This is a genomic window from Vibrio sp. 10N.239.312.C11 (assembly GCF_041466065.1).
Taxonomy (GTDB): Bacteria; Pseudomonadota; Gammaproteobacteria; order Enterobacterales; family Vibrionaceae; genus Vibrio; species Vibrio tasmaniensis_A.
The window spans coordinates 13,127-25,873 of sequence record NZ_JBFSRZ010000004.1; the positions used below are offsets into that span (position 1 = coordinate 13,127).

The following is a 12,747-nucleotide window of genomic DNA, read 5'->3' on the forward strand; positions in this document are numbered from 1 at the left end:
TGATCTGATCACAACCTTGTGATCAAGTAATTGCCTAAGCAGGGTCCGTTTTATTGGTAGCTACTAAAAGTAATAGCTTGAAATATTCTCTGCTACAACTCTAGTATGAAATTAGATTGCCAGTAAAATGAACGAACTGCAAGCAATGAGGCATAGGGATGTTAAAAAAAAGTGATAACAAAATGACAGATCAAGCTTATTGGTGCGTCGTTTCTGGTAGTGATATTTGGGTTAATGATGATCAGTTTCCTTTTGGCTCTGCTGAAGAGCTAGGACTGAGTGTTGAGCATGCAATCTGTATTGGTCAGCATCAAGGTCGTAAGGTGTATTGGCTCAACGATTGCGATGTGGAGATTGAACTGAGCATGGTCAGCCTCAGAGATTTGCTTCACTGGTCTGAATCAAGTTTTCTGATCGCAAGCAAAGCTATCCAGTATGGGCACATGACACAAAGTATGCGTTTTTGTCCTCAGTGCGGCGGTCGTAATCATCTCAATCATAATCAGGTGGCGATGCAATGTGGAGACTGCCGAACGCTTCATTACCCTCGTATCTTCCCGTGCATCATTGTCGCTGTACGAAACGACAACAAGATATTACTTGCGCAGCACCCAAGGCATAAAACGGGTATGTACACGGTAATAGCGGGCTTCCTAGAGGTTGGAGAAACCCTAGAGCAGTGTGTGACGCGAGAAGTCAAAGAAGAAACGGGTATCGACGTGAGTAACATTCGTTACTTTGGTAGCCAGCCATGGGCGTTTCCATCGAGTATGATGATGGCCTTTCTTGCTGACTATGCTGGTGGAACGCTCAAACCTGATTACAGTGAACTGTCGGATGCCCAATGGTTTGACGTAACAAGCCTACCTGATGTTGCTCCAGTCGGAACGATTGCAAGACAATTGATTGAGAATACAGTCGATGACGTAAGGAAAGACGGCGTCGCGGAGCAAGAACTAGAACATTAAATTACCTGTGATAGTATTTGGCCTATGGGTGGTCAAACACTAAAAAAAACCCTCCACAAGTGGAGGGGGTAAGTAAGATGTCGTTATGAGATGCTGAGTAGTGACTACTCAGTTGTTATAATTGTAATTTTCGCTAGCGAACAAATTTTTAACATGCTCCTGTAATTGGGTGCAAATTAAGCATGGATTTAAAAGTTAATAACTTGATCTAGGTTGCAAAGCACACAGCTTTTACCCTTCAATCAGTGTTAGAATACTTGCCATCAAAACTAGACAAGATTGAATTGGAATTTAACGGAATGACCGAATTAAAAAACGATCGCTATTTACGCGCACTTTTAAAACAGCCTGTTGATTACACACCGGTATGGATGATGCGCCAAGCTGGCCGCTATCTTCCAGAGTACAAAGCAACGCGCGCTGAAGCGGGCGATTTCATGTCTTTGTGCAAAAACGCTGAACTAGCATCAGAAGTAACACTTCAACCTTTACGTCGTTTCCCGCTTGATGCGGCAATCTTGTTCTCTGACATCCTAACTATCCCAGATGCGATGGGGTTAGGTTTGTACTTCGAAACAGGTGAAGGCCCTAAGTTTGAACGCCCTATCACATGTAAAGCTGACGTAGAAAAGATTGGCCTACCGGATCCTGAAGGTGAACTTCAATACGTAATGAATGCCGTTCGTCAGATCCGTAAAGACCTGAAAGGCGAAGTACCACTGATTGGTTTCTCTGGTAGCCCTTGGACATTGGCGACTTACATGGTTGAAGGCAGCAGCTCGAAGGCGTTTACTAAAATCAAGAAGATGATGTATGCAGAGCCACAAACGCTGCATTTACTTCTAGATAAGCTGGCTGACACTGTTATTGAATACCTGAACGCGCAAATTAAAGCGGGTGCACAATCGGTAATGGTGTTCGACACATGGGGTGGTGTACTTACTCCGCGTGACTACAACCTGTTCTCACTGCAGTACATGCACAAAATTGTCGATGGCCTAATTCGTGAAAATGAAGGTCGCCGTGTACCGGTTACTCTGTTCACTAAGAACGGTGGCATGTGGCTAGAATCTATCGCAGCGACTGGCTGTGATGCAGTTGGGCTAGACTGGACAATCAATATTGCTGATGCAAAAGCACGTATTGGCGATAAAGTGGCTCTACAAGGCAACATGGACCCATCAGTACTTTACGCACAACCTGAGCGTATTCGTGAAGAAGTCGGCACTATCCTTGAAGGTTTTGGTGACGGCGGTACTGGCCACGTATTTAACCTTGGCCATGGTATTCACCTAGATGTGCCACCAGAAAATGCTGGTGTATTTGTGGACGCAGTTCACGACCTATCTAAGCCATACCATAAGTAATTCAGTATGTGTTTTTAGAAAAAGCGCTGTCGAGAAATCGGCAGCGCTTTTTTATTATCTTTCTATCCGCACTCAATATCGGCTAAATCATCGTTGATGTGCAGCTAATTAGGCATTTGGGTCATGGCAGGCCAAATGCTCTGATACGTGCTTCCTGATATAGGGAATGACTTCACTTTCGAACCATGGGTTTTTCTTGAGCCAGATATTATTACGTGGTGAAGGGTGGGGAAGTGGCAAAAATTCTGGAGCCCAAGCCTGCCAGTTACGTACCGTTTCAGTGAGTGTGCTGGTGGCTTTATCTTTTAGATAATAGTTTTGCGCATACTGACCAATCAGTAAGGTCATTTGGATGTTGGGCAGTGATTGCAGTACTTTTTGGTGCCATAGCGCAGCGCACTCCTTTCGAGGCGGTAGATCGCCACTTTTTCCCTTTCCTGGATAGCAAAAGCCCATCGGGACAATCGCGACTTTTTGTTCGTCATAAAACGTATCGCTATCTATCCCTAACCATTCTCTTAATCGTTCGCCACTGGCATCATTCCAAGGGATCGATGACTCATGAACCTTAATACCAGGCGCCTGCCCAATGATAAGCAAGCGCGCGTTTGGATGCGCTTGAATTACCGGGTTAGCACCGTGTGATAGGTGAGGCTCACAAGCTCGGCATTGTCGAACCTCTTTGAGTAACGATGAGGACATCAGTAACCTTTATCAAAATCGATGACATGGTTCAGTTTAAAGCCATCTCGCCATTGTTGGTAATTCTCGGCGAAGATCTTTACCACCTGCCTTGGCTCACTCAGCGCTGCAATGTGCGGGGTGATGGTCACTTGCGGTAATGTCCAGAAAGGGTGCTCCTGCGAGAGGGGCTCACTTTCAAACACATCCAAGAAAGCATGCTCAACCCACTTATTCTTAATCGCAAGCAGCAAGGCTTTTTTATCTAAGCTCTCTCCTCTGCCAACATTGAACAGCAGTACATTCGAGCAGTAACTTAAGGTCGTTTGATTGAGTAATTGATAGGTTTCAGCTGTTGATGGCAAGGTGTTGACCACAATATCCGCTTGCTTAAGGGCAGCCTCTATCTCATTGATGTGGAAAGTGTCTTTGAAGGTTTCTTGCTTTGATGGGATACCTGTCCGGTTGACACCTATGGTGTGAATACCAAAAGCAGCAGCGGTTTTAGCTAAATGACTGCCAATTGACCCCGTTCCTAAAATCACCATGGTTTTGTCAGTTAGGCTGGTATAAAGCTGCGGCTGCCAGTTTCGTTGTACTTGTTGCTGGTGGTAGTGAGGAAAGTGTCTACAGTGGCTGATCGTGTAACCCAACACGTATTCAGCAATCGCAGGGCCGAAGATGCCTTTGACGTTGGTCAGCGTATAATCTTGGCGAAGATCCGGCTGAGTGAGTTTATTGATTCCAGCATAGGTACTTTGCACCCAGTCTAGCTTTTTAAACTCATTAAGTCGCTCCACTATTAAAGGAGGAGCAGCCAGTACGATCTCAGCTAATTCGGGGTTTTGAGTGATTTCGAGGTCAGGTAACCCTTGGTTTAGAATCAGTTGCGTATAGGTATCGTCATGCTCGGTAAGAATATAGAGCTTATTCGTAAAATTGTTCATCGGCTTACCTTTTCCCCCCAGGGTTTATCAAGTACACTTTCGCTGTCTTTTTCTGCAATTATTGAGTGACTATGCTTCAGAATCCACTGCAGGTTCGTCTTGAAAAGTTAGAACCTTGGCAACAAATTACTTTTATGGCGTGTCTATGTGAGCGTATGTATCCTAACTATGCCATGTTTTGTGAGAATACAGAATTTGCGGAAGCTCGAATCTACCGTGATGTTTTGGATAGCATTTGGGAAATCCTAACCGTTAAAACGGCAAAGGTGAACTTTGAGCGTCAACTTGAGAAAGTAGAAGAGCTATTCCCTAGCGCAGATGATTTTGATTTCTATGGTGTTTACCCTGCAATGGACGCATGCCAAGGCTTAGCAACATTAATCCATGGTCTACTTGATCGTGAGCATATGTTGGAAGCGGTAATTAAAGTGAGTCAACAATCGGTGAAGACGGTTGCTGAGCTTGAGTTTGCTCAAGGCGCTGAAGAAGTGACGAACGAAAACCAGAAAGAAAACGAAGCGGTATGTGAAGAGTGGGACGTTCAGTGGGCCATTTTCCGACCTCTACGTGAAACGACTGAGCGTGACTTAGAGCTGATCAAAGACCTACGCCACGAACTGCGTGAAGACCCAGTGAGCAACATTGGTGTTGCGTTATAACGGATGTTGAGTTGTAGCGAATAGAATAAAAAACAAAGGCTCCCTAGGGAGCCTTTGTTGTATCTGACGCTATCAAATTTAGATTAAGCGTCTTTCTTGTCTTCTTTTTGAACCTTGCTTTCATCCGCTGACTTTGAGTCTGAGGTGTCGTTGTCTGCTAGAGTTTTTTCTTCTAGCTCGTCCTCTTCATCGCGGTTTTCGATAACACCGTGTGTCTCTTTCCACGTTTCCCAGCGTTGGAACGCCAGTTCTTGCATGTCTGTGGTTTTATCTGCTTCGTCGACAATCTCTTCACCCACTAGGTGTTCAAAGATATCTTCTAGGGTGATGATGCCCTGAATTGTGCCGTACTCGTCCACAACTAAAGACAGTTGCAGGCGGTTTGCCATCATTTGGTCAAAGGCCTTAGCTAAGCCCATGTTGTTTAGCAAGACGTGGATAGGGCGCATCACTTCACCCAGAGCCTTCTCACCACAACCCGCTTGCTGCAATCTAAACAGCTCTAAGCGGTGGACAAAACCGATGATATTGTCAGTTTGCTCGCTGTAAACCAGTGGGCGTGAGAATGGCGTGTCTTTGTGTTGTTCTAGGAACGTATTAACACTCATTTCTGCATCAACGCGGAATACAACAGGGCGTGGTGTCATGACTTGAGTCACGGGCACATCTTGAATACCTAACAGATTGCTCAGGATTTTTGATTCACCTTCAGCAAATTCACCGCTCTCTTTTGCCAAAATAGCCATTGCAGATAGCTCATCACGCATTTTTGGTGCCTGGTGGCCGCGAGCTAAACGTTTGGTGATTTGCTCTGAGAACCACACAAATGGTGTTAGGAAAAAGACCATCCAGCGAAGCACATTTGATGATGCTGGAGCAAGTTGACGCCAGTAGGTCGCGCCAATGGTTTTTGGAACAATCTCAGACAGAACTAAAATACCCAGAGTTAATACGGCAGAGAATACGCCTAACCATTGGCTACCAAAAACGACTGCTGCTTGTGCACCCGCTGTCGCTGCACCTATGGTGTGCGCGATGGTGTTGAGCGTTAAAATTGACGCCAGTGGGCGGTCAATATCGGTTTTCAGTTTGTCTAATGACTCTGCTGCAGGGTGCCCATTTTGTTTTAGTTGAGCAATGTAGCTCGGACTAATACTCAAAAGTACAGCTTCCAAAACAGAACAAATGAAAGAAACTCCAATAGCAATGGAGACATAAATAGTTAGCAGCAGCATGTTTGCCCTTAAATTAAATTGTACGCTTTAGCAGCGATTCAGCGTGGATTATAGAGAATAAGTAGTGGCTAGGTCATCATTAATTTTGCTCTCAGCCCCTTTTAAACAAGGGCTTGCTCAGTAAAATCAGTAACAAATTGTGAGTTATTACTCATATTATGGCTAAAACTACGGCATTAGAGCTAAAGATCGACGACAAACCTTTGCCAGATGGGGCATTTATGTTTTAGAGTGAATCGAATTCAAAAATACAAAGAAGGGAAACCTAAAATGAACAAGACTCAATTAATCGACTTTATTGCTGAAAAAGCGGACCTTTCTAAAGCACAAGCTAAAGCTGCTCTAGAAGCGACTCTTGGCGGTGTTACAGATGCTCTTAAAGATGGCGATCAAGTTCAGCTAATTGGTTTTGGTACTTTTAAAGTAAACCACCGTGCAGCTCGCACTGGTCGTAACCCAAAAACTGGTGACGAGATCCAAATCGCTGCTGCAAATGTTCCAGCATTTGTTGCAGGTAAAGCGCTGAAAGATTCAGTGAAATAATCTAAACTGTACCGAGGTAGTCGTATTCCACCTCGGTACAGGTTTTTATGAAAAAAGCATTTCTTCTCGTTTCACTATTATCTACATTTCTCATTGGCTGTTCATCAACCAGCCCTCGCAAAAACCTAGAGCAATTTGAAACTCACACCGGCGGCCAAGTCATGGGCGACGCGACAAGTTTCTACTGGGTTACAAACAAGCTAACACAACCTCATACTTCAGCTGACTACGTCACTGTAGGCGATTACGGCTGGTACCAAACGGACTATGCTTGGTCGGAAGGTATACTTCGTGAATTTATTCGTGAAGGTGAGCAACGTAATTCTTCTAATGAGCTGGTTCCGTATAGTGTCCATGTGCGTTTTAATAAGTCAGGCGAAGCTGTATATCAGCAGTATCGTATTGATAGCAAAATTTTGCCTATCCAAGTTAAGCAACTTGAAAGCTACCAGAAAGAAGCCAAGTCGGTTTTAGAAACTACGATGAAGCAGCATGACGAAGGGCTCAGACTGGTTCAGGGTTACTGGAATGGTCGTTCTTTTGAAACGTGTGCTGGTGGTGAGTTTGATCGCTTTGAATTTAATCAGACCTTGCCAAGCTTCGTGATCGATCGATTGGCGTCTGTGGAAAGCTATGCGGCGTTTCTTGGCAGTGATTCACTAGGTAAGATGAGCGTAGAAGAGTTACTGATGCTGGCTGAAGACAGCCATGATTGTGTCGTTAGGCCGTCATTGTTGAAAGAATAGCGATCAACTAAAGGATTGAGGGTATTTGGCTTGCTGTAGGCCAAGTGCTGATTTGTCTGTACAGGTACAGATTCCTAGAGAAATTGAGTGATAAAAAAGGCGCCTATCGAGGCGCCTTTTCTGTCATTTGCTTACTGTTATTGGAAAGTAAGCGAGTAACAAGATTGATTACTGTTCTTGCTCGCGCGCAATCGCACGGTAACCGATGTCATTGCGGTGGAACATACCATTCCAGCTAACTTGCTTCGTCAACGCGTAAGCGCGCTCCTGAGCTTCAGAAACCGTATTACCCAGTGCCGTTGCACAAAGTACACGGCCACCGTTTGTCACAACGTCGCCAGCTTCGTTATTTGTCGTACCCGCGTGGAAAACCTTTTGGCCTTCAACTTCGCTGGTTGGCAGTGAAATAACGTCACCTTTTGCGTAGTCAGCAGGGTAACCGCCAGCAGCAAGAACAACACCGATAGAAGCGCGTGGGTCCCACTTTGATTCTGCTTCGTCTAGCTTCTCATCGATAGCCATTAGGCAAAGTTCAACAAGGTCTGACTCCATACGCATCATGATAGGTTGCGTTTCAGGGTCGCCAAAGCGGCAGTTGTATTCGATAACCTTAGGCGTGCCGTCAGCATCGATCATTAGTCCTGCGTAAAGGAAACCAGTGTAAGGTGCGCCTTCTGCGTCCATACCACGTACCGTTGGGTAGATAACTTCCTCAAGGATGCGGTTATGGATTTCAGGAGTTACCACTGGAGCTGGAGAGTAAGCACCCATGCCGCCAGTATTAGGGCCAGTGTCTTTGTCGCCAACACGTTTGTGATCTTGGCTGGTGGCCATAGGCAGAACGCTAGAACCGTCAACCATTACGATGAAGCTTGCTTCTTCGCCTTCAAGGAACTCTTCGATAACCACGCGACTGCCTGCTTCGCCAAATGCGTTGCCCGCTAGCATGTCTTTGATTGCGTCTTCAGCTTCTTCAAGTGTCATCGCAACGATAACGCCTTTACCCGCCGCAAGGCCGTCAGCTTTTACTACGATTGGAGCACCTTGCTCGCGAACGTAAGCGATAGCTGGCTCGATCTCAGTGAAGTTTGAGTAGTAACCTGTTGGGATATCGTGACGAGCTAGGAAGTCTTTGGTGAATGCTTTAGAGCCTTCAAGCTGTGCTGCCGCTTGAGTTGGGCCGAAGATTGGTAGGCCAACTTCGCGGAATGCATCAACCACACCAATAACCAATGGTGCTTCAGGGCCCACGATAGTCAGTTCGATTTTCTTTTCTTGAGCAAACGCCACTAAACCAGCGATGTCTTCAACACCGATGTTTACGTTTTCAAGTTTAGGTTCAAGCGCAGTACCTGCGTTACCTGGAGCGATGAATACTGTTTCAACATTTGGGTTTTGTGCCGCTTTCCAACCAAGTGCATGCTCACGACCGCCGGCACCGATAATCAATACATTCATGTTTTAAAATCCTTATAGCTGCTTCAGAGCCTTTATTTCTGTGTCAAACATGCTCACTTATGGTCATAAGCTCCGCGTGTTTTCCTTGAACTAAAGTCACTGACTTGCTCTACGTATTTCAAATATCGGAATATTTAAAAAACAAAATTATAAGTTTTGCTCAAAGTAGTTGGTGATGTGGCTAGGCAGCAATTGAGCCCATCCCCGGAAGCATAGCTCGCTATGTGACCGGGGTGGGCGAAAGCAGCTAACGACGCCACAGTGCCAAATACGAAGAGGAAATTAGTGGCGGAAGTGACGCATGCCCGTAAAGATCATCGCCATGCCGTGTTCGTCTGCTGCTGCGATAACTTCGTCATCACGCATAGAGCCGCCCGGTTGGATAACACACTTGATGCCCGCTTCTGCTGCCGCGTCGATACCGTCACGGAATGGGAAGAATGCATCTGATGCCATTACGCAACCTTCAACCTGTAGACCTTCGTCTGCAGCTTTGATACCTGCGATTTTCGCAGAGTAAACGCGGCTCATTTGGCCTGCGCCTACACCAATAGTCATGTCGCCTTTCGAGTAAACGATAGCGTTAGATTTAACGTACTTCGCTACTTTCCAGCAGAATAGAGCATCTTTCAATTCTTCAGCTGTTGGCTGACGCTTAGAAACCACTTTCAGGTCATCTTCAGACACCATGCCTTGGTCGCGGTCTTGAACTAGCAAACCGCCGTTAACGCGTTTCACGTCAAAACCAGTTGTCTTAGTTGTCCACTCACCGCACTCAAGCAGGCGAAGGTTTTTCTTAGCCGCTACGATTGCTACTGCTTCCGCAGAAACAGATGGTGCAATGATAACTTCAACGAATTGACGCTCAGTGATAGCCGTTGCTGTTGCAGCGTCTAGCTCACGGTTGAAAGCGATGATGCCGCCAAATGCAGACGTTGGGTCTGTTTTGAATGCACGGTCGTAAGCTTCTAGGATGTCTTCACCTAATGCAACACCACATGGGTTAGCGTGCTTAACAATTACACATGCTGGCTGGTCGAACTCTTTCACACACTCAAGTGCTGCGTCAGTGTCAGCGATGTTGTTGTAAGAAAGCGCTTTACCTTGGATTTGGCGAGCAGTAGAAACAGATGCTTCTTCAGGGTTTGCTTCAACGTAGAATGCTGCCGCTTGGTGGCTGTTCTCACCGTAGCGCATGTCTTGTTTCTTCTCGAACTGTTGGTTGAACGTGCGAGGGAATTTAGACTCTTCGTCAGCCTTCTTACCTTCTTCATCAAGTAAAGAGGCACCGTAGCTAGGAACCATAGTACCGAAGTAGTTTGCGATCATGCCGTCGTAAGAAGCTGTGTGCTCGAATGCTGCGATAGCGAGGTCGAAGCGAGTCTCTAGCGTTAGAGATTTCTCGTTCGCGTCCATTTCAGCAACAACGCGCTCGTAGTCGTGTGCGTTAACAACGATAGTTACGTCTTTGTGGTTTTTCGCTGCAGAGCGAACCATTGTAGGACCGCCGATGTCGATGTTCTCAACAGCGTCAGCAAGGGTACAACCTTCTTTAGCAACGGTTTCTGCGAATGGGTATAGGTTTACAACAACCATATCGATAGGGTTGATACCGTGAGTTTCCATCACGTCATCATCTTGGCCACGACGGCCTAGAACACCACCATGAACTTTTGGGTGCAGAGTCTTAACACGGCCATCCATCATTTCTGGGAAACCAGTGTAATCAGATACTTCTGTAACAGAGATGCCTTTTTCAGCAAGCAGGCGAGCAGTGCCACCGGTAGATAGGATATCTACACCACGGTTAGCAAGAGCTTGTGCAAATTCAACGATACCAGTTTTGTCTGATACGCTGATTAGAGCGCGGCGAATTGGACGAGCGTTATTCATGCTTCCATCTTCCTCAAATTCATGGGGTTAAAATAAAGATATTTGCCAAAAAAGAACTTGTTTCTATCTTCTTAGCGTGGATTATCTTAGATACCAGTAAGAGATAAAATATTGGCCAGTTTTGGTAAAGACCTTTTGGGTTTGTCTTATGATTAAGCAATAAGATAACCAACTCCAAATTTGATGGCGCAGATTCTAACTAATTTATTACAAAAAAGCTCGCGCAATCGTTTGGCATCTCAAAATTAATTATGAAAAGTGCCATTTCAGCCTGAAAAGTAACGATAAGGTTAATTGTGGAATGGACGGAACAGTAGGAAAAAACATGTTTCAGATCGGTGAATTAGCGAAAAGATGCGGTGTGACAGCCGATACCTTGCGGTTTTATGAAAAAAGTAACCTGATTGCTCCTGCCAGTCGCAGTGACTCAGGATATCGCTTATATGATGAAAACAATCAAAAACAGGTGACCTTTATTCTTAAATCTAAAGCGTTAGGGCTGAGTTTAGATGAAATTAAGGAATTGCTCGAGATTCGCTTGGAAGCAACGCAGCACAGTTGCTCAGAAGTGAAAGCCATCACAACGGCAAAGCTGACACTTATTGATGAAAAAATCAGTGAACTTGGCAGAATACGCACGGCATTAAAGAAGATTAATGATGCTTGCTGCGGTCATGTAGATGACGATGCGAGCCATTGTTCTATCTTAGGTGCTTTGGCGAGCGAAGATAAACAAAGCTCATGCTGTGCTGCTGATGGTAAATAGCTGAGAAGGTCCCCGTTAGGGAGAGAGGTTTACTACGGTTAATAACCCTAGGAAGCTTGCAGTATTTTGGCTCTTAGTTGAGCGTCAATTTTTAAAGTGGGTAGGTTATTATGGTAAAGCGTGACTTGGTTGCGGCCAGTCTGCTTTGAAGAATACATGGCTCTATCAGCTTGAGCCAATAGTTCTTTTATGGTTTTAAGATGTGGTGTGTATTCAGCAACACCGATGCTGACTGTTGGGTAGATGATGTGGCCGTCTACGGTGCATGGTGTTGATTCAATCGTTTTACGAATCGTCTCTGCAACGTAATAAGCTTCAATGGCACTGGTGTGTGTGAGGATGACACCGAATTCTTCGCCACCCAAGCGACCTAGATAATCATCGCAGTCTATTGACTGTTGGCATAAACTCGCGACTTGAACGATTACCTCATCACCAGAAAGGTGGCCAACTTGATCATTGATCTCTTTGAAGTGGTCTATGTCTATCATCAAACACGTTAAGCTTTGCTTAGGCGATTGACTGAACTCTTTTTCCAACCCAAGTAAAAAGGCACGTCTATTTAAAATCCCAGTTAGCTCATCGATTTCAGCGAGTTCTATCAGCTCAGCTTCACGTTGCTGTGCTTTAGTAATATCTCGCTCTTGCCACAGCACGTATTGCTTTTCTGGCGAGAGATACAATGGCTTTAATGTCGATTCAAAATATCGATCGTCTGATTCTGCAGATTCTTCCCCTTGAGCGAAAAGTTGTTCAATAGAAAGCTGAAGTTGCTGACAGGGCGCAAGAGAGTATTGAATGTATTGAATTTCGCGACTGGAATAAGCTTGCTTTGCCGCCTCTAACAGCTGCTTTTCAACCGCGGGAGGCAACAGTTCTGAAACTGTGTGGTGATTTGGATTGTCAAAGTTTTCAACAATACGTCCGGATGTATCCAACAGAAGATGACGATCAGGCAGTTCACGGATCAGTGTGCTAAGCCATTCTTCCCTTTTCATATCAAGCATGTAGCTTCCAGACGATTAGATTAATGGGTCATTATATCGGTAGTGATTACGTTATCAATCGTTACATCTAATTAATTGATTGATAATTGTTCGCTTGTTGCCATATAAACAAAAAAAAGCCGAGTTCAATAAAGAGCTCGGCTTCTAATTCAATAAATTACGAAAGAACGATTAGTTCATGCCGTATTTTTTAAGTTTCTTGCGAAGAGTACCGCGGTTAATACCCATCATGGTTGCTGCGCGAGTTTGGTTACCGCGAGTGTACTGCATGATAGTGTCTAGTAGTGGCTGTTCAACTTCAGCTAATACTAATTCGTATAACTCGCTGACTTCTTGACCGTTTAATTGAGCAAGGTAATTTTTCAATGATGCTTTAACTGAGTCACGTAGTGGCTTCTGCGTGATTTGGTCTTGTGATGTAACTGTAGTTACTGTCAATGCTTCTGAAGTCAGATTTTGTTCGAACATATTCGGTCT

At 45.0% G+C, this 12,747-nt stretch carries 13 protein-coding genes; 6 read left to right on the forward strand and 7 right to left on the reverse strand.

Going from position 1 to position 12,747, the window contains the following annotated elements; translation table 11 throughout:
• Positions 1 to 158 precede the first annotated feature (158 nt).
• Entirely contained in the window at positions 159 to 968 is an 810-nt protein-coding gene (gene nudC / locus AB6D07_RS02870) for an NAD(+) diphosphatase (RefSeq protein ID WP_017103311.1), read from the forward strand.
• A 299-nt stretch (positions 969 to 1,267) separates the two neighbouring features.
• Complete coding sequence (gene hemE / locus AB6D07_RS02875; protein ID WP_004729761.1) at positions 1,268 to 2,335, forward strand: uroporphyrinogen decarboxylase; 1,068 nt, start codon at positions 1,268 to 1,270, stop codon at positions 2,333 to 2,335.
• 108 nt (positions 2,336 to 2,443) lie between these two features.
• Here hemE and AB6D07_RS02880 read toward each other — a convergent pair whose 3' ends face one another.
• Both AB6D07_RS02880 and AB6D07_RS02885 read right to left on the reverse strand, forming a co-directional pair.
• Entirely contained in the window at positions 2,444 to 3,037 is a 594-nt protein-coding gene (locus tag AB6D07_RS02880) for a uracil-DNA glycosylase family protein (RefSeq protein WP_017103310.1), read from the reverse strand.
• Positions 3,037 to 3,963, reverse strand: coding sequence for a D-2-hydroxyacid dehydrogenase (locus AB6D07_RS02885; RefSeq protein ID WP_012604995.1), 927 nt, complete (start codon positions 3,961 to 3,963; stop codon positions 3,037 to 3,039). The genes AB6D07_RS02880 and AB6D07_RS02885 overlap by 1 nt, the downstream gene beginning before the upstream one ends.
• A gap of 71 nt (positions 3,964 to 4,034) precedes the next feature.
• On the opposite strand from AB6D07_RS02885, the gene AB6D07_RS02890 reads away from it, so the two are divergent.
• A complete protein-coding gene (locus AB6D07_RS02890) occupies positions 4,035 to 4,622 on the forward strand; it encodes a YjaG family protein (protein WP_017055908.1) in 588 nt (195 codons plus the stop codon).
• An 83-nt stretch (positions 4,623 to 4,705) separates the two neighbouring features.
• On the opposite strand, the gene AB6D07_RS02895 is transcribed toward AB6D07_RS02890, so the two are convergent.
• A complete protein-coding gene (locus tag AB6D07_RS02895) occupies positions 4,706 to 5,857 on the reverse strand; it encodes a CNNM domain-containing protein (RefSeq protein ID WP_009844683.1) in 1,152 nt (383 codons plus the stop codon).
• A 270-nt stretch (positions 5,858 to 6,127) separates the two neighbouring features.
• Between AB6D07_RS02895 and hupA the strand changes: the two genes are divergently transcribed.
• Together hupA and AB6D07_RS02905 are read left to right on the forward strand one after the other, a co-directional pair.
• Positions 6,128 to 6,400: a nucleoid-associated protein HU-alpha gene (hupA, locus tag AB6D07_RS02900; protein ID WP_004729753.1), complete on the forward strand. Its 273-nt coding sequence runs from the start codon at positions 6,128 to 6,130 to the stop codon at positions 6,398 to 6,400.
• 47 nt (positions 6,401 to 6,447) lie between these two features.
• Positions 6,448 to 7,146 carry a DUF1481 domain-containing protein gene (locus AB6D07_RS02905; protein WP_009844684.1) on the forward strand — a complete coding sequence of 233 codons (699 nt, stop codon included), beginning with the start codon at positions 6,448 to 6,450 and terminating at the stop codon, positions 7,144 to 7,146.
• A 168-nt stretch (positions 7,147 to 7,314) separates the two neighbouring features.
• Here AB6D07_RS02905 and purD read toward each other — a convergent pair whose 3' ends face one another.
• Both purD and purH read right to left on the reverse strand, forming a co-directional pair.
• On the reverse strand, positions 7,315 to 8,604 hold the full coding sequence (purD, locus tag AB6D07_RS02910) for a phosphoribosylamine--glycine ligase (protein ID WP_017103309.1): 1,290 nt from the start codon (positions 8,602 to 8,604) through the stop codon (positions 7,315 to 7,317).
• Positions 8,605 to 8,886: 282 nt separating this feature from the next.
• On the reverse strand, positions 8,887 to 10,497 hold the full coding sequence (purH, locus tag AB6D07_RS02915) for a bifunctional phosphoribosylaminoimidazolecarboxamide formyltransferase/IMP cyclohydrolase (protein ID WP_009844686.1): 1,611 nt from the start codon (positions 10,495 to 10,497) through the stop codon (positions 8,887 to 8,889).
• Between the two features lie 325 nt (positions 10,498 to 10,822).
• Between purH and zntR the strand changes: the two genes are divergently transcribed.
• On the forward strand, positions 10,823 to 11,263 hold the full coding sequence (gene zntR, locus AB6D07_RS02920; RefSeq protein WP_009844687.1) for a Zn(2+)-responsive transcriptional regulator: 441 nt from the start codon (positions 10,823 to 10,825) through the stop codon (positions 11,261 to 11,263).
• 47 nt (positions 11,264 to 11,310) lie between these two features.
• Here zntR and AB6D07_RS02925 read toward each other — a convergent pair whose 3' ends face one another.
• Positions 11,311 to 12,270, reverse strand: a complete 960-nt coding sequence (locus AB6D07_RS02925; RefSeq protein ID WP_017096520.1) for a GGDEF domain-containing protein — start codon at positions 12,268 to 12,270, stop codon at positions 11,311 to 11,313.
• A 171-nt stretch (positions 12,271 to 12,441) separates the two neighbouring features.
• A complete protein-coding gene (fis, locus tag AB6D07_RS02930) occupies positions 12,442 to 12,738 on the reverse strand; it encodes a DNA-binding transcriptional regulator Fis (RefSeq protein ID WP_004729744.1) in 297 nt (98 codons plus the stop codon).
• Positions 12,739 to 12,747: the final 9 nt, after the last annotated feature.

Bases quoted from the DNA above. Each gene is read 5' to 3' on its own strand.
- nudC (WP_017103311.1), top strand. From the start codon at position 159: ATGTTAAAAAAAAGTGATAACAAAATGACAGATCAAGCTTATTGGTGC.
- hemE (WP_004729761.1), top strand. From the start codon at position 1,268: ATGACCGAATTAAAAAACGATCGCTATTTACGCGCACTTTTAAAACAG.
- AB6D07_RS02880 (WP_017103310.1), bottom strand. From the start codon at position 3,037: ATGTCCTCATCGTTACTCAAAGAGGTTCGACAATGCCGAGCTTGTGAG.
- AB6D07_RS02885 (WP_012604995.1), bottom strand. From the start codon at position 3,963: ATGAACAATTTTACGAATAAGCTCTATATTCTTACCGAGCATGACGAT.
- AB6D07_RS02890 (WP_017055908.1), top strand. From the start codon at position 4,035: ATGCTTCAGAATCCACTGCAGGTTCGTCTTGAAAAGTTAGAACCTTGG.
- AB6D07_RS02895 (WP_009844683.1), bottom strand. From the start codon at position 5,857: ATGCTGCTGCTAACTATTTATGTCTCCATTGCTATTGGAGTTTCTTTC.
- hupA (WP_004729753.1), top strand. From the start codon at position 6,128: ATGAACAAGACTCAATTAATCGACTTTATTGCTGAAAAAGCGGACCTT.
- AB6D07_RS02905 (WP_009844684.1), top strand. From the start codon at position 6,448: ATGAAAAAAGCATTTCTTCTCGTTTCACTATTATCTACATTTCTCATT.
- purD (WP_017103309.1), bottom strand. From the start codon at position 8,604: ATGAATGTATTGATTATCGGTGCCGGCGGTCGTGAGCATGCACTTGGT.
- purH (WP_009844686.1), bottom strand. From the start codon at position 10,497: ATGAATAACGCTCGTCCAATTCGCCGCGCTCTAATCAGCGTATCAGAC.
- zntR (WP_009844687.1), top strand. From the start codon at position 10,823: ATGTTTCAGATCGGTGAATTAGCGAAAAGATGCGGTGTGACAGCCGAT.
- AB6D07_RS02925 (WP_017096520.1), bottom strand. From the start codon at position 12,270: ATGCTTGATATGAAAAGGGAAGAATGGCTTAGCACACTGATCCGTGAA.
- fis (WP_004729744.1), bottom strand. From the start codon at position 12,738: ATGTTCGAACAAAATCTGACTTCAGAAGCATTGACAGTAACTACAGTT.